Annotated in this window: 20 protein-coding genes; 6 read left to right on the plus strand and 14 right to left on the minus strand. The window is 72.4% G+C overall.

What is annotated here, in order from left to right; all coding sequences use genetic code 11:
- Positions 1-167: 167 nt before the first annotated feature.
- A complete protein-coding gene (locus ACLJTM_RS02345; RefSeq protein WP_411101635.1) occupies positions 168-1,985 on the minus strand; it encodes a bifunctional metallophosphatase/5'-nucleotidase in 1,818 nt (605 codons plus the stop codon).
- A 169-nt stretch (positions 1,986-2,154) separates the two neighbouring features.
- Here ACLJTM_RS02345 and mshD point away from each other — a divergent pair, with 169 nt between their 5' ends.
- Positions 2,155-3,081 (plus strand): mycothiol synthase, encoded by a 927-nt coding sequence (gene mshD / locus ACLJTM_RS02350; RefSeq protein WP_411101636.1) that lies wholly within the window; start codon positions 2,155-2,157, stop codon positions 3,079-3,081.
- 826 nt (positions 3,082-3,907) lie between these two features.
- Here the strand turns inward: mshD and ACLJTM_RS02355 are convergent.
- Together ACLJTM_RS02355 and ACLJTM_RS02360 are read right to left on the minus strand one after the other, a co-directional pair.
- Positions 3,908-5,488, minus strand: coding sequence for a PucR family transcriptional regulator (locus ACLJTM_RS02355; protein WP_411101637.1), 1,581 nt, complete (start codon positions 5,486-5,488; stop codon positions 3,908-3,910).
- Positions 5,489-5,616: 128 nt separating this feature from the next.
- The gene (locus ACLJTM_RS02360) at positions 5,617-8,019 is read right to left on the minus strand and encodes an ATP/GTP-binding protein (protein WP_411101638.1); all 2,403 of its coding nucleotides are present in this window, start codon (positions 8,017-8,019) and stop codon (positions 5,617-5,619) included.
- 239 nt (positions 8,020-8,258) lie between these two features.
- Between ACLJTM_RS02360 and gabT the strand changes: the two genes are divergently transcribed.
- Both gabT and ACLJTM_RS02370 read left to right on the plus strand, forming a co-directional pair.
- Entirely contained in the window at positions 8,259-9,593 is a 1,335-nt protein-coding gene (gabT, locus tag ACLJTM_RS02365) for a 4-aminobutyrate--2-oxoglutarate transaminase (RefSeq protein ID WP_411101639.1), read from the plus strand.
- 679 nt (positions 9,594-10,272) lie between these two features.
- Positions 10,273-10,734, plus strand: coding sequence for a phosphatase PAP2 family protein (locus tag ACLJTM_RS02370; RefSeq protein ID WP_411101640.1), 462 nt, complete (start codon positions 10,273-10,275; stop codon positions 10,732-10,734).
- Here the strand turns inward: ACLJTM_RS02370 and ACLJTM_RS02375 are convergent.
- The 8 genes from ACLJTM_RS02375 to ACLJTM_RS02410 form a co-directional block, all read right to left on the minus strand.
- Complete coding sequence (locus ACLJTM_RS02375) at positions 10,703-12,511, minus strand: chitinase (RefSeq protein WP_411101641.1); 1,809 nt, start codon at positions 12,509-12,511, stop codon at positions 10,703-10,705. The two genes, ACLJTM_RS02370 and ACLJTM_RS02375, sit on opposite strands and share 32 nt — an antisense overlap.
- 70 nt (positions 12,512-12,581) lie before the next feature.
- Positions 12,582-13,070, minus strand: a complete 489-nt coding sequence (locus ACLJTM_RS02380) for a hypothetical protein (RefSeq protein ID WP_411101642.1) — start codon at positions 13,068-13,070, stop codon at positions 12,582-12,584.
- A 162-nt stretch (positions 13,071-13,232) separates the two neighbouring features.
- Positions 13,233-14,651 carry an NAD(P)/FAD-dependent oxidoreductase gene (locus ACLJTM_RS02385; RefSeq protein ID WP_411101643.1) on the minus strand — a complete coding sequence of 473 codons (1,419 nt, stop codon included), beginning with the start codon at positions 14,649-14,651 and terminating at the stop codon, positions 13,233-13,235.
- Between the two features lie 25 nt (positions 14,652-14,676).
- Positions 14,677-15,483 carry an ABC transporter permease gene (locus ACLJTM_RS02390; protein ID WP_411101644.1) on the minus strand — a complete coding sequence of 269 codons (807 nt, stop codon included), beginning with the start codon at positions 15,481-15,483 and terminating at the stop codon, positions 14,677-14,679.
- Entirely contained in the window at positions 15,483-16,415 is a 933-nt protein-coding gene (locus tag ACLJTM_RS02395; RefSeq protein ID WP_411101645.1) for an ABC transporter permease, read from the minus strand. Before ACLJTM_RS02395 ends, ACLJTM_RS02390 begins: the two co-directional genes overlap by 1 nt.
- The gene (locus ACLJTM_RS02400) at positions 16,412-17,560 is read right to left on the minus strand and encodes an ABC transporter ATP-binding protein (protein WP_411101646.1); all 1,149 of its coding nucleotides are present in this window, start codon (positions 17,558-17,560) and stop codon (positions 16,412-16,414) included. Before ACLJTM_RS02400 ends, ACLJTM_RS02395 begins: the two co-directional genes overlap by 4 nt.
- 116 nt (positions 17,561-17,676) lie before the next feature.
- Positions 17,677-18,924, minus strand: a complete 1,248-nt coding sequence (locus ACLJTM_RS02405; RefSeq protein WP_411101647.1) for a spermidine/putrescine ABC transporter substrate-binding protein — start codon at positions 18,922-18,924, stop codon at positions 17,677-17,679.
- Between the two features lie 51 nt (positions 18,925-18,975).
- Positions 18,976-20,505, minus strand: a complete 1,530-nt coding sequence (locus ACLJTM_RS02410) for a gamma-aminobutyraldehyde dehydrogenase (RefSeq protein ID WP_411102254.1) — start codon at positions 20,503-20,505, stop codon at positions 18,976-18,978.
- A gap of 194 nt (positions 20,506-20,699) precedes the next feature.
- Between ACLJTM_RS02410 and ACLJTM_RS02415 the strand changes: the two genes are divergently transcribed.
- Positions 20,700-21,251, plus strand: coding sequence for an NADAR family protein (locus ACLJTM_RS02415; protein WP_411101648.1), 552 nt, complete (start codon positions 20,700-20,702; stop codon positions 21,249-21,251).
- A 163-nt stretch (positions 21,252-21,414) separates the two neighbouring features.
- Here the strand turns inward: ACLJTM_RS02415 and ACLJTM_RS02420 are convergent, their stop codons facing one another.
- Positions 21,415-22,131 carry a DUF4190 domain-containing protein gene (locus ACLJTM_RS02420; RefSeq protein ID WP_411101649.1) on the minus strand — a complete coding sequence of 239 codons (717 nt, stop codon included), beginning with the start codon at positions 22,129-22,131 and terminating at the stop codon, positions 21,415-21,417.
- A gap of 107 nt (positions 22,132-22,238) precedes the next feature.
- Here ACLJTM_RS02420 and ACLJTM_RS02425 point away from each other — a divergent pair, with 107 nt between their 5' ends.
- Together ACLJTM_RS02425 and ACLJTM_RS02430 are read left to right on the plus strand one after the other, a co-directional pair.
- On the plus strand, positions 22,239-23,264 hold the full coding sequence (locus ACLJTM_RS02425) for an adenosine deaminase (RefSeq protein WP_411101650.1): 1,026 nt from the start codon (positions 22,239-22,241) through the stop codon (positions 23,262-23,264).
- 36 nt (positions 23,265-23,300) lie between these two features.
- Positions 23,301-23,990 (plus strand): glycerophosphodiester phosphodiesterase, encoded by a 690-nt coding sequence (locus tag ACLJTM_RS02430; protein ID WP_411101651.1) that lies wholly within the window; start codon positions 23,301-23,303, stop codon positions 23,988-23,990.
- Positions 23,991-24,024: 34 nt separating this feature from the next.
- Here ACLJTM_RS02430 and ACLJTM_RS02435 read toward each other — a convergent pair whose 3' ends face one another.
- Positions 24,025-24,552: a hypothetical protein gene (locus ACLJTM_RS02435; RefSeq protein ID WP_411101652.1), complete on the minus strand. Its 528-nt coding sequence runs from the start codon at positions 24,550-24,552 to the stop codon at positions 24,025-24,027.
- A 77-nt stretch (positions 24,553-24,629) separates the two neighbouring features.
- Positions 24,630-25,808 (minus strand): ABC transporter substrate-binding protein, encoded by a 1,179-nt coding sequence (locus tag ACLJTM_RS02440; protein WP_411101653.1) that lies wholly within the window; start codon positions 25,806-25,808, stop codon positions 24,630-24,632.
- Positions 25,809-25,864 lie beyond the last annotated feature (56 nt).

Consider the following 25,864-nt stretch of genomic DNA (forward strand, 5'->3'; position numbering starts at 1 on the left):
GGGCCGCGGGGGGCGGGGGTGCCCGCGCCGGAGGGGCGGGGGGCACGCGCCCGGTGGGGCCACAGGGGGCACGCGCCGGAGGGGCGGGGGGCCACCCGGCCCCCCGCCCCTCCGCCCCTCCGCCCCTCCGGGCACCTACCGCGCGGGGACCGGCGCCCCCGCCCGCGTCACTTGACGACGGTGATGCGGTTCGCCGCCGGCACCGCGATCGGCGCCTGCTCCGAGGAGTTGTTCGTCAGGTAGGCGTTGAAGCAGTCCAGGTCGGACGCGCCCACCAGCTTGTTCTTGTGCTCCTTCAGGACGGTGAACCCGTCGCCGCCGCCCGCGAGGAACTCGTTCATCGCGACCCGGTAGGTCTTCGCCGGGTCGATGGCCACACCGCCCAGCCGCACCGAGTCCACGACGACGCGCTCCGCGCCGCTCCTCGTCATGTCCAGGGTGTACGTGAAGCCCTTCGACACCTGGAGGATCTTCGGGTTCGTCCCGTTGACCGGCCCGCTGACCTGCTGCTGGAGCGCCGTCACCAGCTGCGCGCCGGTCAGGTCCACGATGTTCATCATGTTGGTGAAGGGCTGGACCGTGAAGGACTCGCCGTACGTCACCACCCCGTCGCCTTCCGCACCCGAGGCCTTGTAGGCGAGGTCCGAGCGGATGCCGCCCGGGTTCATCAGGGCCAGCTGCGCGCCGCCCTTGTCGGCCGGGGCCAGCGCCTCCAGCTGCGCGTCGGCGATCAGGTCGCCCAGCGGCTTCTCCAGCGCCTCGGAGCCGCGGCCGGGGATGTCGGCGGCGATGAAGCCCTGCGGACGGTTGGCGATCGGGGCCGCCAGGGCGTTCCAGCGCTGGATCAGACCGGTCATGTCCGCGGCCTTGGGCTGGTCACGGGTCACGACCTTGTTCACCGGCTTCGGCGAGGCCACCGGCGTCCGCACGATGTCCTTGGTCTGCCGGTCGTAGGTGAGCGTGGTGTCCGTGTACAGGCGGCCGATCGACGCGGCCGAGGTGACCGTGCGCGGGTTGCCCGCCGGGTCCGGGATGGTGCACGCGTACGCCTGGTGCGTGTGGCCCGTCACCAGCGCGTCGACCTTGGCGTCCACGTTCTTGGCGATGTCCACGATGGCACCGGAGATGCCGGCCCCCGCACCCGGGGCGTCGCAGTCGTAGTTGTACGCGCCGTTCGCGGGCAGACCGCCCTCGTGGATCAGCGCGACGATCGACTTGACGCCCTGCTTGTTCAGCTCGGCGGCGTACTTGTTGATCGTCTCGACCTCGTCGCCGAACTTCAGGCCCTTGACGCCCTCGGCGGTGACGACGTCCGGAGTGCCCTCCAGGGTGACGCCGATGAAACCGATCTTCACGTCCCCCTTCTTCCAGATGAAGGTGGGCGACATCATCGGACGCTTGGTCTTCTCGTCCGTGACGTTCGCGGCCAGGTACGGGAACTCGGCGCCCGTGAAGGTCTTGCCGTACTCGAAGCAGCCCTCCACGGGGTGGCAGCCGCCGTACGCCATGCGGCGCAGCTCGGTGCGGCCCTCGTCGAACTCGTGGTTGCCGACACTGGAGACGTCCAGGTCCAGGTTGTTCAGCGCCTCGATGGTCGGCTCGTCGTGGAAGAGCCCCGACAGCATCGGGCTGCCGCCGATCATGTCGCCGGCGGCCGCCGTGACGGAGAACTCGTGGCCCTTGCGGGCCTCGCGCAGGCTGGTCGCGAGGTACTCGACCCCGCCCGCCGGTATGGCCTTGGTGGTGCCGTCCGCCTGACGCTCGGTCACGGAGCCCGAGGAGCCCTGCGGGGGTTCGAGGGTGCCGTGCAAGTCGTTGAACGACAGCATCTGCACATCGACGGTGCGGCTCTTGCCGGCACCGCCGCCACTCGCGGCCCCGGCCGGCAGTGCGGCGGCGACCATCGCCCCGGCTCCGGTCGTGACGGCGAGGGCGGCGAGGGTCAACCGGCGGGCTCGGCGGTGCCGTTGTGGCGTCGCTGACATTTAATCCCCTTTGTGGACAGCGATACAGCGTGGGAGGTCCGCCGCAGCCTATGGTCAACGCGCGTAGCACGACAGGGGGTAACGGGTATCGAGGTGGTTACGTGCAGAAGACGGACCGACGCCGGTCCCGCACTCCGCCCCGCGCCCGCCGCGGTCGTACGCTCGTCCCATGACTGACGCAGCAGCGGCCCCGGAGCCGGGACGCCGGATCGACACCCTTGACGAACTGACCGAGGACCAGGCCGCGGCCGTCCTCACCCTGATCGGGGAGGCGGCGCGTACGGACGGCACCACCGCCGTGTCCGAGCAGGGACGGCTCCAGCTGCGGGGCGGACCGCGTGAGGGAATCCGGCACTTCCTGCTCACCGTCGGCGACCGGCTCGTGGGATACGGGCAACTGGAGGACACCGACCCGGTGGAGGCCCCCGCCGCCGAGTTCGTCGTCCACCCGGCGCTGCGCGGACGCGGCCACGGGCGGGCCCTGGGCACCGCCCTGCTGGCCGCCTCCGGCAAGCGGATCCGGGTATGGGCCCACGGCGGCAAATCGGCCGCCCGACACCTCGCCCAGGTCCTCGGCCTCGCCCTCTTCCGCGAGCTGCGGCAGCTGCGCCGCCCGCTGGCCGCCGGGGACCCGCTGCCCGAGCCGGCGCTGCCGGCCGGAGTGACCGTACGGACCTTCGTGCCCGGCACCGACGACGCCGGCTGGCTCGCGGCGAACGCGGCCGCCTTCGCCCACCACCCCGAACAGGGCTCGCTGACCCAGCGCGACCTGGACGACCGGATCGCCCAACCGTGGTTCGACGCCAAGGGCTTCTTCCTCGCCGAGCGGGACGGGGAGATCGTCGGCTTCCACTGGACCAAGGTCCACGCGGAGCAGGCGCTCGGCGAGGTGTACGTGGTCGGCGTACGGCCCGGCGCCCAGGGCGGCGGCCTCGGCAAGGCCCTCACCGCCATCGGGCTGCGCCACCTGGCGGCGCAGGGCCTGCCCCACGCGATGCTCTACGTCGACGCCGACAACCCGGCGGCCCTCGCCGTCTACGAAGCCCTCGGCTTCACCACCCACGAGGTGGACCTGATGTACCGCACGGAAAGCTGACCCCACCCGCAGGGGCTCCGCCGAAGCCGAGGCGGCCGCGGCGGCCGAGCCTGTGCCTTGGCGGCCGTGCCTGGGCCTTGGCAGCCGTGCCTGGGCCTTGGCGGCCGGGCCTGGGCCTTGGCGGCCGGGCCTGGGCTGCGCCCGGGCTCTCGCCTCAAACGCCGGCTGGGCTTGGTGCGTCGGCCGTGGCCTTGGCGGCCGTGCCTGGGCTGCGCCCGGGCTGTCGCCTCAAGCGCCGGCTGGGCTGATGGGGGCTGGGCGGGGGCTTCGGATTTTTGGGGTTGGGGTGGTGGGGGTTGGTCGGTGGGGGTCGGGGTGCGGCGCCCCTCCGGGGTGTCCTCCTCGGCTCGCGCACTGAGCCTGACCCCACGCCGTCAGGGCGGTTGCGCGCTCGTCCTGCGGGAACACCCCTGCACGGCTCCACACCCCTGGCCCGTCAACGCCCGAGCGGTGGGGTGGGGACGTGCAGGAGGGTTCCCGCAGGACGAGCGCGCAACCCCGGACCAACCCCTCGCAGCCAGAGCTCAGTGCGCGAGCCGAGGAGGACCCTCCGGAGGGGCACCGCCCCACCACCCCCGACCCGGCCCCCCAAGCCCCGCCGGCGCTTGAGGCGAAAGCCCCGGGCGCAGCCAGGCCCGAACAGGCAGGACGCCGCCCCGCAAAACCAGCCTCGCCGGCGCTTGAGGCGAAAGGCTGGGGCACAGCCAGGCCCGAGCGGGCAGGGCCCCGGGCAGCCACGTCAGCCCCGCCGGCGTTTGAGGCGAAGAGCCCCGGCGGAGCCCGGGCTGCGGCCCCGGCGGCGGCGTCCCGGCGGCGGGCCGGAGGGTCAGGGCGGGGTGGGGGTGGTTTTCAGGGCGAGCCAAAGCTCCATGCGGACGTCCGGGTCGTCGAGGGAGCGGCCCAGGATCTCCTCGACCCGCTTCATCCGGTAGCGCAGGGTGTGCCGGTGCACCCCCAGGTCGGCGGCAGCCGCATCCCACTGCCCGTGGCGCGACAGCCAGGCCTGGAGGGACGCCACCAGGTCGCCCCGCCCCACCGCGTCGTGCTCGCGCAGCGCCCGCAGGGTCCCGTCCGCGAAGGCCCGTACGGCCTCGTCGGCCAGCAGCGGCAGCACCGAGCCGGCCGCCATCTCCTCGTGCTCCACCAGCGCCCGGCCCCGGCGCCGGGCCACGGCCAGCGCCTGGTCGGCCTGTTTCATGGCCGCCGCCACGCCCGCCGGCCCGGCGGGGGCCGACAGCCCGACGACCAGTTCGTCCGGTTCCGGCCCGGCCGCCTCCCGCCCCCGGCGGGACTCCAGCGCCTCCGCGTGGTCCGCGCAGGCGTGCACGGCGGAGCCCCCGTCGGCGGCCAGCACCAGCAGCCGGCCCTCCTCGGGCACCACCAGCAGCGCCTCACCGGTGCGGGCGGCCGCGGACTCCACCGCGTCGGCCAGCAGCGCCAGCCCCTCGGGCCGGGCGGTGCCCGGCAGCGCCGGTTCGGCCGCGATCAGCCGGAAGGGGGCCTCCAGCAGGGCCCCGTACAGGTCGCCGGCCACGGTCCGGGCGTGCTCGGCCTCCCCGGCCAGCAGCATGCGCAGCACGGCCGCGCCCAGCCGGGACTCGGCGTCGTTGAGGGAGCGGGAGCGTTCGGTGGTGAGGGTGAGCAGCGCCACCGCGGAGTGCACGGCGTACCGCTCGGCGGTGCCCAGCGGTGCTGCGGTGCCGACGGCGAGCGCGCCCCGCGCCCGGCGGCCGGTGCCCAGGGACTGGAGTTCGACCCGGTCGTCGGATCCGCCGACCACGGCGCTCGCGGGGGCGGGCCGCTCCCGCAGCCGCTCCACGTCGGGGGTCAGCCGCGCGGCGCGCCGCGCGGCCCAGTCGGGGGCTGCGGCGACGACGGCGCCGGAGGTGTCGTAGAGGGCGGCCCAGCCGTGGACGTGGGCGGCCAGCCGGGCCAGCAGTTCGGCGGGCCCGTCGGCGGACAGGGCGGCCCGGGTCAGGTCCCGCTGTGCCTCGAACCCGGCGGTGACCGCCCGGTACTGGTCGGCGGCGAGTGCCGCGGAGACGGCCTTGCTGATCGCGAGGAAGGGGGTCCGGCGCGGCACTTCCAGCAGCGGCAGGTCCTCGGCCCGTGCGGCGTCGACGAGGGCTTCGGGTACGGCCTCGTAGTTGACGCCGACTGCGAAGCCGATGCCGACGACTCCCGCGGCGGCGAGGCGGCGTACGTAGCGGCCCATCTCCTCGGGGTCCTCGGCGTCCAGCTTCATGGCGGTGACCAGGAGGAGTTCGCCGCCCTCCATGTACGGGACGGGGTCGGCGAGCTCGCTGACGTGGGCCCAGCGCACGGGGGTGTCGAGGCGGCCTTCCCCCGCCCGGACGCTGAGTTTGAGCGCCGAGTGCTGGACGAGTGAGGCGAGGGTGAGCGGCATCGGTTACCAGGGGCCTTCGCGGGAGGGGGCGGCGGGAGCAACGGCGTGCGCATTGTGCCGTGTCGTATGAATGGCTTCCTTGATTCTGCCACCCCGTACGGGTCCCGGCCGCCGGGGTCCGCTGCCGATCAGGCCGCCCCGGTGAGCCTGACCAGCAGCGGAGCGGCCCGTTCCCCGCGTACGGAGGTCAGCGAGAGCACCGCGTACCCGGGCGGTACGGCGTGCGCGAGGTCGGAGGCGGACCAGCGCTCGCGCTCCACCTGCCGCACGGTCACCGCGTCGGTGGTCACCGCCTTGCCCGTGACGAGCTTGCGGAAGGCGTGGATCGCGCGGGTCAGCGGCTGGTCGGCGAAGACGGTCCGGTGGGTGACGTCCCGGGTCTCCACCCATTCGGTTCCCCAGGCCTCGGCGAAGCGCTTGCCGTCCCAGGTGGTGACGCCCGAGAAGGCCATCCGGCAGCCGACGGCCCCGAGGAGCGGGGTGCGCAGCGCCTCCGGTACGTCGTCCAGGGTGCGCAGCGTCAGCAGGACGCCGGCGTTGGCCGAGCGCAGCCGCTGGACGCCGCGGACGGTCTCGGGCGTGAGGGTGTGGGAGGCGTCGTCGAGGGCGAGCAGCGCGAAGAGGGAGCGGTCGGTGCGGGCCGCGGCGGCGGCGTTGAACTGGGCGAGGAGCAGCCGGGCCAGCATCCGGGAGGCGTCGGCGTGGCCGCGTTCGGGGAGGTCGATGCGGACCCGGATGGGGTGTTCCAGGGCGCGCAGCGAGAAGGGCCTGCCCTGGCCGGTGGTGTCGAAGAACCCGGCGAAGGCGGGCCGGTCGAGCAGGGCCACCCGGTCGGCGAGGGCCGGGCCCGGGTCGGCGGGGGCGCCGTGCTGGCGTTCGCGGGCGTCGAGTTCGCGGAGCATGGGGAGCTGTCCGGCGTCCTCCAGGGCGCTGCGCAGCGCGGCGAGGGCGGGCGGCACCTGGTCGAGCAGTTCGCGCAGCTCGGGCACGGCGGGGAACCGGCCGTACGCGGTCCGGAACGGTCCGAGCAGCTGCGCGAGGGCGGTTGCGGCCCGGCGGACGTCGAGGCCGGGGACGTCGCCGACGAAGGCCTCGGCGAGCAGGGTGGCGGCCTCGTCGGGGTCGGTGGCGCCGCCGTAGAGGTCGAGATCGTAGACGGAGGCGGGGTCGCCGACGCGGACCACGACGTCGTACGCCGCGTCGGGTCCGAGCGGGGCCCCGGCCGCGCCGACGGCGACGACGGCGGCCTGTCCGGCGAGGGCCTGGAGCGCCAGCGACTCGACCACGGGCCGCACCAGTCGGTGGGTCTTGCCGCTGCCGGAGGGGCCGACGGCCAGCAGGGAGGTGCCGAGGACGCCGGGGTCGAGGGCGAGGGCGGTGCCGCGGCGGGCGTACGGGTTCTGCACGCCGTCCTCGACGGTGCCCAGCAGCACCTGCCGGGCCAGCAGGTCGTGCCGGGCGGCCCGTGCGGGGAGGTTCCGGGCCCCGGAGGGGTGCCCGCAGGCGGCGGCGCCCTTGTCGCGGACGGCGTCGGCGAAGGCCCGGGCGCGGGAGGGGTCGGCCTGTACGGACTCCCAGGCGCGGCGGATGCGGGCGTAGTCCACGTCGTTCATCCGCCCGGCGGCTGCCTCCCCCTCCAACCGCGCGGCAGCCTCCCCCAACCCGGCCTCCCGCACCTGCGGCCACCGCACGGGGTCGTCGGGTGCGACCTCGGGGGTCCGCTGCGGACGGCCTGTTCCGGCCGCGGTCGACGGCCTGTCGGGCGTCGGCGCCGCGGCGGCGGGCAAGGACGTCGGCCGCAGCCGCCGCAGCAGCCGGCTGGCGCCGCCCAGCCATGCAAACGCCGCCACGAGAACGGCGTCGATCACGGTCCGGGCCGTGGTCATGAGCTCGCGGTTGGCTTTCGCATCGCCCCCCGGGCCGAGGTCGAAGTCGAGGAATGCCTCGACCAATTGCCTGAGGGGCAACTGGTAGTTGTGGACGAGCAGCAGCGTGACGTAGGCGAGCGGCACGACCGCGAGGGCCTGCACCAAGGGGCCCCGGGCCACGACCAGGCGGCTCCAGGCGGTCTTCCAGCTGCCGAGCCGGCCGAATCCGTAGAGAAGAGCAGCGACGAACAGCAGCTCGTAGATCGGTTTGGCCTGCACTCCGCCGGTGTCTCGGACCGGTTCACCGTTCCCGGACCACCAGCTGTGCGGGGTGAAGAGCTTGAGGGGCGCGTCCCAGAACGGGATGTACGTATTGCGCATCAAGGACCAGACCAGGACACAGGCCAGGAACGAGATGACGGCGCCGCTGGCGAGGGCCCGGTCCGGGGTCTGTGGGGCCTCCACCTGGGCGCGTGGAGTGTGCCCGAACCTCCAGACACCCGGTTCGGCCTCCGGCCTGGGGGTTCGGGCCCAAGCTGACAGTGCGCCCCCCTCACCCGGTGCGTGGGCGGGTTTCGGGGGGATCGGGGGGTGGGGGGGTGGGGTGGGGTTCGGGATGCGGCCCCGGGTGGTGCGGCCGTCGTGCGTGCCCTCGGTGTCCATGAAACCCCTGCCCCCTGACCGTGCCGTGCGCTGCGGCGCTCAATCTAGTGCCCGGTACCCGGCCCGTGGCACGTACCGCGGCACTGTCCACAAGACACGCGCCCGCTGCCTCCTATGGCCGTCACGGACAAGGACACGCGGGCACCACTCCCGAACGGAGCATGCAGGACCACCGCCCCCGGGCCTAGCCTGCGGACAAAGACACAAGTGCGTCCGAAAACACCCCCCAGGAGCCCCCTATGACCGCTGTCCCGCAGGAGCGCCGCATCGTCACCGCGATCCCCGGCCCCAAGTCGCAGGAGCTGCAGGCCCGCCGTCTGTCGACGGTCGCCGGCGGCGTGGGCTCCGTGCTCCCCGTCTTCACGGCCCGTGCGGGCGGCGGCATCATCGAGGACGTCGACGGCAACCGCCTGATCGACTTCGGTTCCGGCATCGCCGTGACCTCGGTCGGCGCCTCCGCCGAGGCCGTCGTGCGCCGCGCCTCCGCGCAGCTCGCCGACTTCACCCACACCTGTTTCATGGTCACCCCGTACGAGGGCTACGTGGAGGTCTGCGAGGCCCTCGCCGAGCTGACCCCGGGTGACCACGCCAAGAAGTCGGCCCTGTTCAACTCGGGCGCCGAGGCCGTCGAGAACGCCGTCAAGATCGCCCGTTCGTACACCAAGCGTCAGGCCGTCGTCGTCTTCGACCACGGCTACCACGGCCGTACGAACCTGACCATGGCGCTGACCTCGAAGAACATGCCGTACAAGCAGGGCTTCGGTCCGTTCGCCCCCGAGGTCTACCGCGTCCCGGTCGCCTACGGCTACCGCTGGCCCACCGGCGCCGAGAACTGCGGTCCCGAGGCCGCCGCCCAGGCGATCGACCAGATCAGCAAGCAGATCGGCGCCGAGAACGTCGCCGCGATCATCATCGAGCCGGTCCTCGGCGAGGGCGGCTTCATCGAGCCGGCCAAGGGCTTCCTCCCGGCGCTGGTGAAGTTCGCCAACGACAACGGCATCGTCTTCGTCGCGGACGAGATCCAGTCCGGCTTCTGCCGCACCGGTCAGTGGTTCGCGTGTGAGGACGAGGGCATCGTCCCCGACCTGATCACCACCGCCAAGGGCATCGCGGGCGGTCTGCCGCTCGCCGCGGTGACCGGTCGCGCCGAGATGATGGACGCGGTCCACGGCGGCGGCCTGGGCGGCACCTACGGCGGCAACCCGGTGGCGTGCGCCGGTGCGCTCGGCTCCATCGAGACCATGAAGGAGCTCGACCTCAACGCCGCGGCGAAGAAGATCGAGTCCGTCATGAAGACCCGCCTGACGGCCATGCAGGAGAAGTACGACATCATCGGCGACATCCGCGGCCGCGGTGCCATGATCGCGATCGAGCTGGTCAAGGACCCGGTCTCCAAGACCCCGTTCCCGGAGGCGGCGGGCGCCCTGGCGAAGGCCTGCCACGCCGAGGGCGTGCTCGTCCTCACCTGCGGCACCTACGGCAACGTGCTCCGCTTCCTGCCGCCGATCGTGATCGGCGAGGACCTGCTGAACGAGGGCTTGGACGTCATCGAGGCCGCGTTCGCGGCCCTCTGATCGCCTCGTTCGCGGCACTCCGATCGCCTCGTTCGCGGCTCTACGGTCGCCGGATTCGCGGCCCTCTGATCGCTTCGTTCACGGCTCTACGGTCGCCGAATTCGCGGCTCTCCGATCGCCGTGTTCACGGTCTCCGATCGCCGCGTTCGCGGCCCTCTGATCGCCGTGTTCGCGGCCCCCTGATCGTCGCGTTCACGGCCGTCTGATCGAACGGCGCGAACATCCGCACGCCGACGCGCGCCCGGTACCGCCGGTAACCGTCGGGCACTGTGAAGAAGGTGTGGGGGGCCGATGGCGGGAGAGCGATCCTGCTGTCGGTCCCCCGTTCGCTGCCGTACGGTTTCTGCAGATGAGTGAGACACCCCGCTCCCGGGTGACCGGGGGCGATTCCAGTACCGGGCTTCCCCAGCGCCGCACTGGGCATGCGTTCGCGCACACTCCTCACCGATCGGACGGTCGTCGGCCCCAAACCCCCCGGGGCGGACGGCGACCCGATCCGGGCGGCCGTCCCGGAACCATCCCCCCTGTTCCGGGACGGCCGGCCACTGTCCTGCGGGCGACTGTCCTGCGGGCCGCCCTCCTGCCGGCGCTGTGCGCGCTCCTCCTCGCGCTGGCCACCTGGCAGGTCCTCGTCTCGGGACCCCTGCTGGCGCCCGACGAGCGGCTGAGCCGCGCGCTGGTGCGCACGGTCCCCGACGCCGTCACCGAGCGCCTCGCCGACCTCGGCAACATCCCGGTCGCCGTGCCGGTGCTGCTCCTGTGCGCGCTGTACGCGGCCCGGCGCGGGAACCGGCGGGGCGCCCTGGCCGCGGTCTCGGCGATGGCCGTGGTGCCGGCCCTGGTCGTCCCGCTCAAGGAGTGGACCGCCCGGCCGGGCCCGCTGGAGCCCTGGGCTGCCGGCTACTACCCGTCGGGGCACACGGCGACCGCGGCCGTCGCCTATGTCGGTGCGGCCCTGCTCCTCTCCCCGTACACCCGCCGCGGCTGGCCGATGGCCGCCGCCCTCCTGCTGGTGGGGGCGACGGCCGCCGGTCTCGTCCTGCGGGGTTTCCACTGGCCGCTGGACGTGGTGGCCAGCCTGCTGCTGTGCGCGCCGCTGCTGCTGGCGGTCAGCCGAAATACGCGTCGAAGTTCCGGCTGAACTCCCAGCCTCCGAAGCGGTCCCAGTTGATGGACCAGGTCATCAGGCCGCGCAGCGCGGGCCAGGTGCCGTGGGTCTGGTAGCTGCCGCAGTTCGTCTTCCTGGTGAGGCAGTCCAGGGCTTTGCCGACCTCGGCGGGCGGGGTGTGGCCGTTGCCCGCGTTGGCCGTGGCGGGGAGGCCGACGGCGACCTGGTCGGGGCGCAGCGGCGGGAAGACGCGGGCGGTGTTGCCGGCGACGGGGAAGCCGGTGAGCAGCATGTCGGTCATGGCGATGTGGAAGTCGGCGCCGCCCATGGAGTGGTACTGGTTGTCCAGGCCCATGATCGGGCCGGAGTTGTAGTCCTGGACGTGCAGCAGGGTGAGGTCGTCGCGCAGGGCGTGGATGACCGGCAGGTAGGCGCCGGCCCGCGGGTCCTGGCCGCCCCAGGGGCCGGAGCCGTAGAACTGGTAGCCGAGCTGGACGAAGAAGGTCTCCGGGGCCATGGTCAGGACGAAGTCCGGCCCGTACTTGGCCTTCAGGGTCTTCACGGCCGCGATCAGGTTGACGACCACGGGGGTGGTGGGGGCGCGGAAGTCGGTGTCCCCGGTCGCCAGGGAGAGGGAGTGGCCCTCGAAGTCGATGTCCAGGCCGTTGAGCCCGTACTCGTCGATGATCTTGCTGACGGACGAGACGAAGGTGTCGCGGGCGGCCGTGGTGGCCAGCTGGACCTGGCCGTTCTGGCCGCCGATCGAGATCAGCACCTTCTTGCCGGCGGCCTGTTTGGCCTTGATCGCCGCCTTGAACTCGGCCGGGGTCTCGACCCCGGGGCATTCGGCGACCGGGCACAGCTGGAAGCGGATGTCGCCGGAGGTCACGGACGTCGGTTCGCCGAAGGCCAGGTTGACGACGTCCCAGGAGGCGGGCACGTCGGCCATCCGGAGGTAGCCGGAGCCGTTGGCGAAGCTGGCGTGGAGGTAGCCGACCAGGGCGTGCGCGGGCAGGCCGCCGCCGGGGTTGCCGGGGTCGCCCCCGCCGGTGGTGGTCGCGGACACCGCTGCGCTCTTCGGGGACTCGCCCGCCGCGTTCACCGCGCTGACCTGGAAGGCGTACGTGGTGGCGGCGGCGAGGCCGGTGACCGTGGCCGAGGTGCCGGTGACGGCCAGGGGCGCGGCGCCGGCGCGGTGGACCTTGTACGAGGTGGCGCCCGCGGCCGCCGCCCAGGACAGGTTGACGCTGCCGGCCGTGGCGCCGGAGGCGGTCAGGCCGGTGGGGGCGGCCGGGGGCTGGGGCTGGCCGGGGCCGCCGGGGTCGGGGCCGACGAGGGTGAGGTCGTCGGTGAAGTGGGCGGGCTGCCCGTACCAGCCGTGGGTGTAGACGGTCACCGAGGTGGTGGCGGGACCGGTGCGGAAACCGGTCGTCAGCTGCTTCCAGGCGCCGGGGGTCTGGGTCCACGTCGACACGTCGGTGGTGCCGGTGCCGGAGGCGCCGAGGTAGACGTAGGCGCCCTGGACCCAGGCGGCGAGGGTGTAGGCGGAGTCCGGCTTGACCGTGACGTTCTGGGAGCAGCGGGCGTGGTCCTGGCCGGCCGGGGTGGCCTTGAGAGCGGAACTGCCGCCGTGGACGGGGGTGGTGACGGTGGTGGCGCCGACGCCCGAGCAGGTCCAGCCGTCGAGGCCGGTTTCGAAGCCGCCGTTGCGGACGAGGTCGGCGTCCGCCGCGGCCGCGGGCGGGCCCGCGGCGAGGAATCCGGCCGCCGCGAGGGCGGCGGCCGTAAGGAGGGACCAGGCTCTGCGCACAACTGCCTCCGGGGCATGGGGGGATGGAGGGGGTCAGCGGCGCCCAAGATGGTCCAGACCAATGCCCTTGTCAAGGCTTCCGGCCTTCCTCGGCCAGCACCCGCGCGGCCGCCTCGTGCATCGCGAGCTCCAGCACGGCCGGGTCGGTGAGCGTTCCCGCACCGTCCGGGAGCACCAGCCAGCGCACCCCGCCGGTGGCCCGCCCGGGGTACGGGACCACGATCCAGGTCCCGCGCCCGGCCCCCCGTACGCCCGTGCCGATCCAGCGGGAGGCCGTGCCCGGGGGTACGAAGAAGCCCAGCCGGCCGAACACGGTGCGGCTCCGCCGCCTGACGCCGAAGTCGGCGAGCACCGGGCCGGGCCGGTCGACGAGCAGGTGCAGTACCTCCAGGGCGGCCTGGCCCAGCTCCCCGGGCAGGATCAGCACGTCCCAGCGCCGGCCGGCGGGCAGCAGGGCGACCCCGAGGGGGTTGTGCTCCCATGCGCGCCGGCAGGCCCCGGGGTCCGGTGCCGCCGATACCAGCCATTCCACTGCCGCTTTGGCCTCCGGGTCGGTCATCGCCCGGCCTCCGTTCGTCTCGTGCGGTGAGGGTCCTCACCGGGAGAGAGCGGGGCCGGGCGCGACCATGACGCGGGTTCGGCTCATCCGTGGTGGTGAAACGGGTCACACGGCGGTCCCCGGTGCGCCGGGCGCACGGACCGCGATCAGCGGATGAACCGATCAGCTGTCGAAGCCGAGTCCGAGGCGGTCCAGCGTGCGGAGCCACAGGTTGCGGTGCCCGCCGCTGCGGTCGGCGCGGGCCAGCGACCACTTGGTGAGGGTGATCCCGGTCCAGGCGAACGGCTCGGGCGGGAAGGGCATCGGCTTGGAGCGCACCATCTCCAGCCGGGTGCGCTCGGTGTCGAGCCCGTCGAGCAGGTCCAGCATCACCTCCGCGCCGAAGCGGGTGGCGCCCACGCCGAGGCCGGTGTAGCCGGCCGCATAGGCCGTCCTCCCGGCGTGCGCGGTGCCGAAGAAGGCCGAGAACCGCGAGCAGGTGTCGATCGCGCCGCCCCAGGCGTGGCTGAACTTCACGCCTTCCAGCTGCGGGAACGCGGTGAAGAAGTGCTCCGCGAGCGTGAGGTAGGTCTCGGGGCGGTGGTCGTACTCGGAGTCGAGCCGGCCCCGGTAGGGGTAGATCGCGTCGTAGCCGCCCCACAGGATGCGGTGGTCGGGGGTGATCCGGAAGTAGTGGAACTGATTGGCGCTGTCGCCGAGGCCCTGCCGGTTCTTCCAGCCGATCGCGGCGCGCTGCTCCGCGGTCAGCGGCTCGGTCATCAGCGCGTAGTCGTAGACCGGCACGGTCAACGGGCGGATGCGGCGCACCAGCGAGGGGAAGATGTTGGTGCCCAGCGCGACCCGCCGGGCGAAGACCGTGCCGTACGGGGTCCGGACGGCCATCCCGTCGCCCGCCCGGGCCAGCTTCAGCCCGCGGGTGTTCTCGTAGATCCGCACCCCGAGGTCCAGGCAGGCCTGCTTGAGGCCCCAGGCCAGCTTCGCCGGGTTGAGCATGGCGACGCCCTCGCGGTCCCACAGGCCCGCCAGGAAGGTCGGCGAGTCGACCTCGGCGCGCACCGCCTCGCCGTCCAGCCACTCCGAGCCGTCGGCGAGGCCCAGGCGCAGTGCCTCCTCGTGCAGTGCGCGCAGTTCCTCGACCTGGTGGGGTTCGGTGGCGACGTCGATCTCACCGGTGCGTTCGAAGTCGCAGTCGATCCCGTAGCGGGCGACGGCCTCCTCGATGGCGTCGAGGTTGCGGGCGCCCATCTCCTCCAGCCGGGCGAGCTCCTGCGGCCAGCGGGCCAGTCCGTTGGCCAGCCCGTGGGTGAGGGAGGCGGCGCAGAAGCCGCCGTTGCGGCCGGAGGCGGCCCAGCCCGCCTCCTTGCCCTCGATCAGTACGACGTCCCGCCCGGGGTCGCGCTCCTTGGCGAGGAGCGCGGTCCACAGTCCGCTGTAGCCGGCGCCGACGACCAGCAGGTCGCACCGCTCGTCGGTGGTGAGCGCCGGCTGCGCGGCGGGCCGGCCGGGGTCGTCCAGCCAGTACGGGACCGGCTTCGCCTCGGAAAGGGATCGTGCGGCACTACGCATGGCGACTGGGGCCATGTCTTCCAACTCCCTACGGAACTGACTACTTCGGCTGTGCCTTCTTGCGGCGGTTGCCGACCGTCTGGCCGGCGAGGACCACCAGCACCGCGATGACGAACATCGCCGTGCCGATGACGTTGATCTGGACGGGCGTGCCGCGCTGCGCCGAACCCCACACGAACATGGGGAAGGTGACGGTGTTGCCCGAGTTGAAGTTGGTGATGATGAAGTCGTCGAACGAGAGCGCGAAGGAGAGCAGCGCTCCCGCCGCGATGCCCGGGGCCGCGATCGGCAGGGTGACGCGCAGGAAGGTCTGCACCGGTCCGGCGTAGAGGTCGCGGGCAGCCTCCTCCAGCCGCGGGTCCATGGACAGGACCCGCGCCTTGACGGCGGCGACGACGAAGCTGAGGCAGAACATGACGTGGGCGATGAGGATCGTCCAGAAGCCCAGCCGGACGCCCATGTTGAGGAAGAGCGCGAGCAGTGAGGCGGCCATCACGATCTCGGGCATGGCCATGGGCAGGAAGATCAGCGAGTTGACGGTCCCGCGGCCCCGGAAGCGGTAGCGGACCATCGCGAAGGCCATGGCGGTGCCGAGGACGGTCGCGGCCAGGGTGGCCCACAGGGCGATCTGGAGGGAGAGCGACAGCGAGCCGCACAGGTCGGCGACTCCGCAGGGGTCCTTCCAGGCGTCCAGCGAGAACTCCTGCCAGGCGTAGTTGAAGCGCCCGGTGGGGTTGTTGAAGGAGAAGACGGTCACGACGACGTTCGGCAGGATCATGTAGGCGAGCGTGCCGAGGCCCGCGATGACGACCAGATTGCGCCGGAGCCAGGTGAGGGGTGTGCGCATCAGACCAGGTCCTCCGTCCCCGCTCGGCGGATGTAGATGGTCACCATGATCAGCACGATGGCCATGAGGATGAAGGACAGCGCGGCCGCTGTCGGGTAGTCGAGGATCCGCAGGTACTGCGACTGGATGACGTTGCCGATCATCCGGGTGTCCGTGGAGCCCAGCAGTTCGGCGTTCACGTAGTCGCCGCTGGCCGGGATGAAGGTGAGCAGGGTCCCGGAGACCACGCCCGGCATCGACAGCGGGAAGGTGACCTTCCGGAACACCGTGGCGGGGCGGGCGTACAGGTCCCCGGCCGCCTCGTGCAGGCGGGTGTCGATGCGCTCCAGCGAGGAGTACAGCGGCAGGATCATGAAGGGCAGGAAGTTGTACGTCAGGCCGCAGACGACCGCGAGCGGCGTGGCCAGCACCCGGTCGCCCTGGGTCATGCCCAGCCAGCTCGTGACGTCGAGGAAGCCGATGCTGTTGAGGGCCCCGACCACCGGCCCGCCGTCCGCCAGGATCGTCTTCCAGGCGAGCGTGCGGATCAGGAAGCTGGTGAAGAACGGTGCGATCACCAGGACGAGCAGCAGGTTGCGCCAGCGGCCCGCCTTGAAGGCGATCAGGTAGGCCAGCGGGTACCCCAGGAGCAGGCACAGCGCGGTGGCGGTGCCCGCGTACAGCAGGGAGCGCAGGAACTGCGGGTAGTACTCGGTGAAGGCGTCCCAGTAGGTCTGGACGTGCCAGGTGACCCGGAAGCCCTCTTCCAGGGACCCGGTCTGCACCGAGGTGGAGGCCTGGTAGACCATCGGCAGGACGAAGAAGACCAGCAGCCACAGGATGCCGGGCAGCAGCAGCCAGTACGGGACGAGCCGCTTGCGCAGGGCCGGGCGGTGCGCCACGGGTTCGGCGGCGGGGGCGGGCGCCCGGTGCGGCGCGGTGGTCGCGCTCACGCGGACTCCTCGACCGTCTCCAGGCCCGCGTCGATGGCCTGGGCGGCGTCCAGTCCGAAGCTGTGCTCCGGATTCCAGTGCAGGACCACCTCGGCGCCGGGCACCAGCCGGGTGTCCCGCTCGATGTTCTGCGCGTACACCTCCAGGCCGGGGCCGACCGGGCTGTCGACGACGTACTGGGTGGAGACGCCGATGAAGGAGGAGGCGGCGATCCGGCCCGCGACCTTGTTGCGGCCCGGTGCGACGGTGTGCACCTCGTCGGCGTGGACCAGCGAGATCTTCTCGGGGCGCACCCCGACCAGCAGCTTCCCGCCGGTGGAGGGCGTGGTGGCACAGCGGGCCGCGGGCAGCCGCAGCGTCGTGCCGGAGGCGGAGACCGCCACCTCGGGGCCGGCGGACTCCACCGTGGCCTCGATGAGGTTGGAGGTGCCGAGGAAGTTCGCGACGAAGGTGGTGCCCGGGTTCTCGTACAGCTCGGCGGGGGCGCCCAGCTGCTCGACGCGGCCGCCGTTCATCACGGCGACCGTGTCGGCCATGGTCATGGCCTCCTCCTGGTCGTGCGTGACGTGCACGAAGGTGATGCCGACCTCGGTCTGGATCCGCTTGAGTTCCAGCTGCATCTGGCGGCGCAGCTTGAGGTCGAGGGCGCCGAGCGGCTCGTCGAGGAGGAGTACCTGGGGGTGGTTGATCAGGGCGCGGGCGACGGCCACGCGCTGCTGCTGGCCGCCGGAGAGCTGGTGCGGCTTGCGCTGGGCGAACTGCCCGAGCTGGACCAGCTCCAGCATGTCGTCGACCTGCTTCTTGACGGATTTTATGCCTCGGCGGCGCAGCCCGAAGGCGACGTTCTCGTAGATGTTCAGGTGCGGGAAGAGGGCGTAGCTCTGGAAGACCGTGTTGACCGGGCGCTTGTACGGCGGCAGGTCGGTGACCTCCCGGTCGCCGAGGTGGACCGTGCCGGTGGAGGGCTCCTCCAGGCCGGCGATCATGCGCAGGGTGGTGGTCTTCCCACAGCCCGAGGCGCCGAGCAGGGCGAAGAAGGAGCCCTGGGGAATGGTCAGGTCCAGCGGGTGCACCGCGGTGAAGGTGCCGTAGTGCTTGCTGATCCCGGCGAGGCGGACGTCGCCGCCCGCGGTCTTGTCAGTCATGGGTGGGTCCCGGGGTTGGTTGGGGGGAGGGGTCGGGGACTCGCCTCGGCCGGCCGCGGGGCGGGAGCCGCCGGGCGGGGGGCCGGCTGGCGCGGTGGACCTTTCCGGTCACCGCACTAGGCGCCGATGAGCTTGGCGAACTTCTCCTCGTACGCCGTCTCTTCCTCGCTGCTCAGCGAGCGGAAGGCGCGGGCCTTGGCGGCCATGGCCTTGTCCGGGACGATCAGCGGGTTGTCGGCCAGCTCGGGGTCGATCTTCGCCAGCTCCTCCTTGACGCCGTCCACCGGGCACACGTAGCTGATGAAGGCGGCCAGTCGGGCCGCGACCGCGGGCTCGTAGTAGTAGTCGACGAGCTTCTCCGCGTTGGCCTTGTGCCGGGCGTTGACGGGGACCAGCAGGTTGTCGCTGGAGGTGATGTAGCCGGCTGCCGGAATGGCGTACTGGATGTCCGGGTTGCCGGCCTGGAGCTGGATGACGTCGCCCGCCCAGGCGAGGCACGCGGCGAGGTCGCCCTTGTCGAGGTCCGCCGTGTAGTCGTTGCCGGTGAAGCGGCGGATCTGCCGGGTGTCGACGCCCTTCTGGAGCCGGCCGATGGCGCCGTCGAAGTCCGCGGTGGTGAACTTCGCCGGGTCCTTGCCCTGGTCGAGCAGGGTCATGCCGACGCTGTCGCGCATCTCGGTGAGGAAGCCGACCCGGCCCTTGAGGGTGGGGTCGTCGAGCATCTGGGTGACCGAGTCGACCTTCTTCCCGCCGGTGGCCTTGGTGTTGTAGGCGATGACGGTGTCGATGCCGGTCCAGGGGTAGCTGTACGAGCGGCCCGGGTCCCAGTCGGGGGTGCGGAACTGCGGGATCAGGTTGGCGTAGGCGTGCGGCAGCTGCGAGGGGTCCAACTTCTGCGCCCAGCCGAGGCGGATGATCCGGGCGGCGAGCCAGTCGGTGACGACGATCAGGTCGCGGCCGGTGTCCTGGCCGGCCGCGAGCTGCGGGCGGATCTTGCCGAAGAACTCGACGTTGTCGTTGATGTCCTCCGTGTACGTGACCTTGATGCCGGTCCGCCGGGTGAACTCCTCCAGCGTGGGCCGGGACTTCTCGTCCTCACCGGTGTCCATGTACTCGGTCCAGTTCGAGAAGTTGATCTCCTTCTCCTGGTCCGAGTGGTCGTCGGAGGCCGCCGCTGCCTGCTCCCGCTTGGCGGGCGGGATCCCGCAGGCGGTGAGGGAGTACAGGCCCCCGACGGTGAGCGCTCCGACTCCGGAGGCGCGCAGCAGCGACCGGCGCGTGAGGGCGCCGCGTCCGCCGGTGAGGCTGCGCCGTATCGCGGCGGCTTGCGCCGCCGAGAGGCGGTCGGGCTCGAACTGCTCCATGCGCGTTGCCCTTTCGGGATGGGTGCGTGCCGCTGGTCCGGCGGCTGGTGGCTATCTGTCCCCGAAGACGGTGCGGTGCCAGTCCTTGGCGGCGACCGCGGTGTTGTCGTACATCACGTGCTTGACCTGCGTGTACTCCTCGAAGGAGTAGGCGCTCATGTCCTTTCCGAAGCCACTGGCCTTGTAGCCGCCGTGCGGCATCTCACTGATGATCGGGATGTGGTCGTTGACCCAGACGCAGCCCGCCTTGATCTCGCGGGTGGCGCGGCCCGCCCGGTAGACGTCGCGGCTCCAGGCCGATGCGGCGAGTCCGTAGGGGGTGTCGTTGGCCAGGGCGATGCCCTCGTCGTCGGTGTCGAAGGGCAGCACGACGAGGACCGGGCCGAAGATCTCGGACTGGACGACCTCGCTGTCCTGGGCGGCTCCGGTGATGAGGGTGGGCCGGTAGTACGCGCCGCCGGCGAGGCCCTCCTCGCCCTCCCCGTCGCCCGGCGCCCCGCCGCCGGTGACCACGGTGGCGTAACCGCGGGCGCGCTCGACGAAGCCGGCGACCCGGTCGCGCTGGGCGTGGGAGACGAGCGGGCCGAGGTCCGTGGCGGGGGCGAACGGGTCGCCCAGGCGCACGGTCTCCATCAGTTCGGCGACCCGGGCGACGAAGGCGTCGTGCAGGGGGCGCTGGACGTAGGCACGGGTCGCGGCGGTGCAGTCCTGACCGGTGTTGATCAGTGAGCCGGCCACGGCGCCGTGCGCGGCGGCCTCCAGGTCGGCGTCGTCGAAGACCAGGAAGGGTGCCTTTCCGCCGAGCTCCAGGTGGAGGCGCTTGACGGTGGCGGTGGCGATCTCGGCGACCCGCTTGCCGACGGCGGTGGAGCCCGTGAAGGAGGTCATGACCACGTCCGGGTGGCCGACCAGGTGCTCGCCCGCCTCGCGGCCCGCACCGTTCACGATGTTGATCACGCCGTCGGGCAGGCCCGCCTCCTTGGCCGCCTGGGCGAACATCAGGGAGGTCAGCGGGGTCGGCTCGGCGGGCTTGAGGACGATGGTGTTGCCCGCGGCGATGGCCGGGAGGATCTTCCAGGCGGCCATCTGGAGGGGGTAGTTCCAGGGGGCGATGGAGCCGACGACCCCGAGGGCCTCGCGGCGTACGTAGGAGGTGTGGTCGCCGGAGTACTCGCCGGCGGCCTGCCCCTGGAGGTGACGCGCGGCCCCCGCGAAGAAGGCGGTGTTGTCGATGGTGCCCGGTACGTCGAATTCGGTGGTCAGCTTCAGCGGCTTGCCGCACTGGAGGGACTCGGCGTACGCGAAGTCCTCCGCCTGCTCGGCCAGTACCTCGGCCAGCCGGTGCAGGGCGTCCGATCGCTCGCCGGGGGTGGCGCCGGACCAGCCGGGGAAGGCCCGGGCGGCGGCCGCGACGGCCTCGTCCACGTCGGCGGTGCTCGCGAGTCGGTAGGTGAGCACCTCGTCGCCGGTGGCCGGGTCGACCACGGTGTGTGACCGCCCGGAGGTGCCGGGCCGCAGCTGCCCGTCGATGTACTGTGCGCCGCCCGCGAAGCGGTCCTTGACCTGGAAGCGGTTGCCCATCACGCTCTCACGCTCTCCGTAGCTACAGTTCGAGCTACAGCTCGAATTGAGTGCCGATCCTGACAGAGGAGGTGCCCTCGGCCAAGTGATTCCGTTGTTGCCTTTTGATTACGCGACGGAATCGGTCGACCATGTGTCGAGGCGCGCCCGAAATCCCGTACGAAGTGTCTGTGGCGACTGCCAGACTCGCGTGCATGGAGACGATCGATGAGCTGATCAAGCAGGTCAGCAGCGGTGAACGGGTGAAGTACCTGCCGTTCTGGGGCCACCGTCCGAGGCCCGACGGCACGCTCGGACCGAGCTGCCTGAGCCAGTGGTGGCCGTCCGAGTTCACCGTGGGTGACGTCCGGTACGCCACCGCGGAGCACTGGATGATGGCCGGGAAGGCCCGCCTCTTCAGGGACCCGGAGGCCGAGCGCACCGTCCTCGCGGCCACCACGCCGGCGGCCGCCAAGAAGGCCGGGCGGCTGGTGCGCGGCTTCGACGACGCGACCTGGGAGCGGGAGCGGTTCGCCCTGGTCGTCGAGGGCAGCGTGCACAAGTTCGGCTCGGATCCGGCCCTGCGCTCGTACCTGCTGTCCACCGGGGACCGGGTGCTGGTGGAGGCCAGTCCCATGGACCGCATCTGGGGCATCGGGCTGGCCGCGGACGACGAGCGCGCCCTGGACCCGGCCCGCTGGCGCGGGCTGAACCTGCTGGGCTTCGCGCTGATGGAGGCCCGGCAGCGGCTGCGCGCCGCGGGGTGACCCCCGGCTTCGGCAGCGCCTGCACCGCGCGGGCGGCGCGGGTGCGCGCCGCGGGCACGGCCGGGCCCTGACCGTCCGCGGCGGGCGGGCGGACCACCGCCGCCGGGGCGGTGGTCCGCGCGTTCCGTCCGGGGCCGGTCAGGGCGCCGGAGCCCGGGAGGGGTCAGACCCGTTCGTGGACCTGGGAGTTGGAGTACGGGTCGTCCTCGAACCCGGGGTCGTCGTACACCCCGTCCAGCCAGATCCCGGTCACCATGAGCGTCGTCATCACGGCGCCCAGCAGGATGCCCACCGAACCGGTGATCAGACCGGCCAGCGCCATCCCGCCGTTGTCGGCCTCGCCGCGGCTCGCCCTGCCCCGGCCGAGCACGCCGTAGACGACGGCCCCGATGCCGAGCGGGATCGCCAGGAACGCCGTGAAGCAGCCGAAGACGACGACCACGGCGAGGATGCCCAGGACCAGGGCGGTGATCCCGAAGCCGTTGTTCATCGGGCGGCCGCCGTAGGGGTACCCGGTGGGACCCGCATATCCGGGGTAGCCCGCGTACCCCGGGTGGCCGGGCCGGCCCGGGCCGCCGGGGTGCCCCGCGTCACCGGGGTAGCCCGCGTCACCGGGGTAGCCGTACCCCGCCTGGGCGGGCGGCGGGCCGGGGTACCCGTAGCCTCCGGGGTCCGGCTGGGCCGGGTATCCGTAGGCGGGCGGCGGGCCCGGTATCCGCGGCCCCGCGGGATCCTCCCCGGGTATCCCGGCGAGGGTCGGGTGGTCGTGCACGGACGGCGGACCCGACACGCCCGGCGTGCCCCCCGCCTTGCCCGGGTTCACCGCGGGACTCCCGGGCGGTGCCCACGGGTCTCGCGACTCGGGACTGTTGTCGGTCATGCGGCCCCCTCTCGTCCAGCCATGCTAAGCGCTGGCACCGACGGCCCCGGGGCTGCCTACGATGAGGCCGGACCAACCGCACCTGCACCACCTCGGAGGCACCCCCCATGACCGACCTGCACCCCTTCATCGCGGGGCTGCCCAAGGCGGAACTGCACGTCCACCACGTCGGCTCCGCCTCCCCCCGGATCGTCGCCGAACTCGCCTCCCGGCACCCCGACTCGAAGGTCCCCACCGACCCCGAGGCACTGGCCGACTACTTCACCTTCACCGACTTCGCCCACTTCATCGAGCTCTACCTCTCGGTCGTGGACCTGGTCCGCACCCCCGAGGACGTCCGCCACCTCACCTTCGAGGTCGCCCGGGACATGGCCCGGCAGAACATCCGCTACGCCGAGCTGACCGTCACCCCGTACTCCTCCACCCGCCGCGGCATCGACGAGAACGCCTTCATGGCCGCCATCGAGGACGCCCGCAAGGCGGCCGAGAGCGAGTTCGGCGTCATCCTGCGCTGGTGCTTCGACATCCCCGGCGAGGCCGGCCTGGAGGCCGCCGAGGAGACCACCCGCCTCGCGGTCGAGCTGCGCCCCGAGGGCCTGGTCTCCTTCGGTCTCGGCGGCCCCGAGATCGGCGTGCCCCGCCCGCAGTTCAAGCCGTACTTCGACCGGGCACGCGCCGCCGGACTGCACAGCGTGCCGCACGCCGGCGAGACCACCGGCCCGGAGACCGTGTGGGACTCCATCCGCGAGCTGGGCGCCGAGCGCATCGGCCACGGCACCAGCTCCCCGCAGGACCCGGAACTCCTCGCCTACCTGGCCGAGCACCGCATCGCGCTGGAGGTCTGCCCGACCTCCAACATCGCCACGCGCGCGGTGGCCGACCTCGACCTGCACCCGCTCAAGGAGATGTACGACGCGGGCGTGCTCGTCACCATCAACAGCGACGACCCGCCGATGTTCGGCTCCGACCTCAACAACGAGTACGCGGTGGCGGCCCGACTGCTGGACCTCGACGAACTCGGCCTCGCCCGGCTCGCCAAGAACGCCGTCGAGGCCTCCTTCCTCGACGACACCGGCAAGGCCAGGCTCGCCGCGGAGATCGACGCGTACACCGCCGAATGGCTCTCGCGCTGACCTCCCGCCGGACCGCGTGCCCCTGAGAATGGGGGCATGCGCACTCTGACTGCCGTCGGCCACCGCGGCGATCCCTACCGTGTCCGCGAGAACACCCTGCCCTCGATCCGCTCCGCGTTCGCCCGCGGGGCGGACGCGGTCGAGATCGACGTACGGCTGACCCGCGACGGGGTGCCGGTCCTGCTCCACGACGCGACGCTCCAGCGGCTGTGGGGCCACGACGTGCGGCTCGACGAGATGTCGGCCGCGCAGCTCAAGGAGCTGACGCAGGGCGCCGTCCCGACCCTGCGGGACGCCCTGCTCACGGCGGGGGCGGGCCGGCTGATGCTGGACCTGCCCGGCGCCACGGCGGAGGCGGTGCGGACCGTGGTCGGGCAGGTCCGTGAATGCGGGGCCCGGGAGCGGACCTACTACTGCGCCGGTCCGCGCACCATGCTGGCGGTGCGCGCCGCCGACCCGGGTGCGGAGATCGCGCTGACCTGGACCACGCTGTCGCCGCCGCGCCGGGTGCTGATCGACGCCGTGGCGCCGCGCTGGCTCAACTACCGCTTCGGGCTGGTCGACCGGGAGCTGGCGGACGCCCTGCACCGGGACGGTCTGCTGGTGTCGGCCTGGACGGCGGACACCCGGCGCACGATGCGCAGGCTGGTGCGGGCCGGGGTCGACTCGGTCACCACGAACCGGGTGGACGCGCTGACCGCCGTACGGGCCGAACTCGGACGGTGACACCGGACCCGGCCGCACTGCCGCCGGGCGGCGGTCAGGCGGCGGCTGCGGGCCGGGGTCCGGTGACCGGGCCGGCGCCGGTCCCGCTCCCGGCCTCCGGCTCGGGCAGGGCCTCCAGGCGTTTGACCATGCGGCGCAGGACCAGCAGCGGGATGACCCCGAAGACGCCGAACGCCATGTCGATGAGGCTCCAGCCGAAGGGGATCCCGCGGATCGGGCCGCAGATCAGGGCCAGCGGGACGATGCCCGCGCAGGCGATCATGCCGGCTTCGACGATCCAGATGTTGCGGACGGGGTCGCGGTACACCCCGAGGAAGAAGACGGCGATGCAGAGGTGCGCGAAGGCGAGCCAGTCGGTGCCGTAGAGGAGGAAGGGGTACTGGGCGTCGGCTTGGTCCAGGCCGTCCCCGACCCGGCGCAGCCATCCGTTGTCGATGACGGAATTGGCCCAGTGAATTTCGCTGACCAGCGGAAAGGCGGTGAGTCCGCTGATCACGAGGCAGACGAGGAACAGGACCAGCCAGGCACGGATCCGCCGCTGAAGGGCGCTTCTCTCGCTCATGGCAGCAGCGTACGCTCATTTCTGAACACGTTCAGCCAATTTCCTGAACGAGTTCAATTCTGCCGACCGGGGCGTGCTCAGAGCCCGACGATCGCGTTCCACCGCCGGGCCAGGGAGCGGCGCTCCGCGGCGGAGACGTCCCGCGCCACGGCGAGGCGTGCGCGCATGGCACCGTCGGGGAACACCAGCGGGTGCTCCGCCAGTTCGGCCCGCTCCCGGACGCCGGATCCGGCCAGCACCTCGCGGGCGGCCGGGACCGGGCAGACGTAGTTGACGGCAACCGCCAGCTCCGCGGCCACCTCCGGCCGGTAGTAGTGGTCGACCAGCGCCTCGGCATTGGCCTTGTGCCGGGCCAGGTTGGGCACGAGCAGGCTCTCCGACCAGAGTTCGGCCCCCTCCTCCGGGACGACGAACTCGATGTCCGGGTTGTCGGCCTGGAGTTGGACGGCGTCGCCCGAATAGGCCTGGCAGGCCAGTACGTCGCCCTTGCTCAGGTCGGAGGTGTAGTCGTTGCCGGTGAAGCGGCGGATGTGCCGGCGGCGCACCGCCTCCTCGACCTGGTCGCACATCCGGTGGAAGTCGGACTCCGTCCAGCGGGTGACGTCCACGCCGTTGCCCTGCATCAGCAGGGCGAAGGACTCGTCGAGCCCGGAGAAGAGCGTGACCCTGCCCGCGAGTTCGGGCCGCCACAGGTCCGCAACCGACCTGATCTCCCGGCCCAGGGCCCGGCGGTTGTACGCGATGCCGGTGATCCCGGACTGCCAGGGGACGGTGTGCAGCCGGCCCTCGTCGAAGGCGGGCGAGCGCAGTTGCGGATCCAGGTGGCGGCTCACGTGGGACTGCGCCGAGCGGTCCATCTTCTGCGCCCAGCCCAGGTGGACGAAGCGGGCGGCCATCCAGTCGCTGACCACGACCAGGTCGTGGCCCGTCTCCTGGCGGTTCATCAGGGCCGGGCTGATCTTGCCGAAGAACTCGTCGTTGTCGTTGATCTCCTCGGTGTACCGGACCTCGATGCCGGTCTGCTCCGAGAAGGACTCCAGCGTCGGACGGCGCTCCTCGTCGTCCTCGCCGGTGTCGATGTACAGCGGCCAGTTGGAGAAGGTGACGGTCCGGTCCTGCTCGGACCTGTCGGCCCCCGCGCGCCGTTCCTCGGGGACGTGGGCTGCGGGCACCCCGCAGCCGGCGAGGGCGGCCGACAGGCCCGCGGCACCGAGGCCGCGCAGTGCGGCGCGACGGGAGAAGGCGAGTTCAGGCATGCGCTCAGCCTCGGGGAACGCGAAGGGGCGGGCAATAGACATGGTGTCTACTGCCC

Source organism: Streptomyces sp. cmx-4-9, assembly GCF_046548835.1.
In the GTDB taxonomy this organism is placed as follows: Bacteria; Actinomycetota; Actinomycetes; order Streptomycetales; family Streptomycetaceae; genus Streptomyces.

Bases quoted from the DNA above. Each gene is read 5' to 3' on its own strand.
- ACLJTM_RS02355 (WP_411101637.1), bottom strand. From the start codon at position 5,488: ATGCCGCTCACCCTCGCCTCACTCGTCCAGCACTCGGCGCTCAAACTC.
- ACLJTM_RS02405 (WP_411101647.1), bottom strand. From the start codon at position 18,924: ATGGAGCAGTTCGAGCCCGACCGCCTCTCGGCGGCGCAAGCCGCCGCG.
- gabT (WP_411101639.1), top strand. From the start codon at position 8,259: ATGACCGCTGTCCCGCAGGAGCGCCGCATCGTCACCGCGATCCCCGGC.
- ACLJTM_RS02430 (WP_411101651.1), top strand. From the start codon at position 23,301: ATGCGCACTCTGACTGCCGTCGGCCACCGCGGCGATCCCTACCGTGTC.
- ACLJTM_RS02425 (WP_411101650.1), top strand. From the start codon at position 22,239: ATGACCGACCTGCACCCCTTCATCGCGGGGCTGCCCAAGGCGGAACTG.
- ACLJTM_RS02440 (WP_411101653.1), bottom strand. From the start codon at position 25,808: ATGCCTGAACTCGCCTTCTCCCGTCGCGCCGCACTGCGCGGCCTCGGT.
- ACLJTM_RS02385 (WP_411101643.1), bottom strand. From the start codon at position 14,651: ATGGCCCCAGTCGCCATGCGTAGTGCCGCACGATCCCTTTCCGAGGCG.
- ACLJTM_RS02435 (WP_411101652.1), bottom strand. From the start codon at position 24,552: ATGAGCGAGAGAAGCGCCCTTCAGCGGCGGATCCGTGCCTGGCTGGTC.
- ACLJTM_RS02400 (WP_411101646.1), bottom strand. From the start codon at position 17,560: ATGACTGACAAGACCGCGGGCGGCGACGTCCGCCTCGCCGGGATCAGC.
- mshD (WP_411101636.1), top strand. From the start codon at position 2,155: ATGACTGACGCAGCAGCGGCCCCGGAGCCGGGACGCCGGATCGACACC.
- ACLJTM_RS02390 (WP_411101644.1), bottom strand. From the start codon at position 15,483: ATGCGCACACCCCTCACCTGGCTCCGGCGCAATCTGGTCGTCATCGCG.
- ACLJTM_RS02420 (WP_411101649.1), bottom strand. From the start codon at position 22,131: ATGACCGACAACAGTCCCGAGTCGCGAGACCCGTGGGCACCGCCCGGG.
- ACLJTM_RS02380 (WP_411101642.1), bottom strand. From the start codon at position 13,070: ATGACCGACCCGGAGGCCAAAGCGGCAGTGGAATGGCTGGTATCGGCG.
- ACLJTM_RS02415 (WP_411101648.1), top strand. From the start codon at position 20,700: ATGGAGACGATCGATGAGCTGATCAAGCAGGTCAGCAGCGGTGAACGG.
- ACLJTM_RS02345 (WP_411101635.1), bottom strand. From the start codon at position 1,985: ATGTCAGCGACGCCACAACGGCACCGCCGAGCCCGCCGGTTGACCCTC.
- ACLJTM_RS02410 (WP_411102254.1), bottom strand. From the start codon at position 20,505: ATGGGCAACCGCTTCCAGGTCAAGGACCGCTTCGCGGGCGGCGCACAG.
- ACLJTM_RS02360 (WP_411101638.1), bottom strand. From the start codon at position 8,019: ATGGACACCGAGGGCACGCACGACGGCCGCACCACCCGGGGCCGCATC.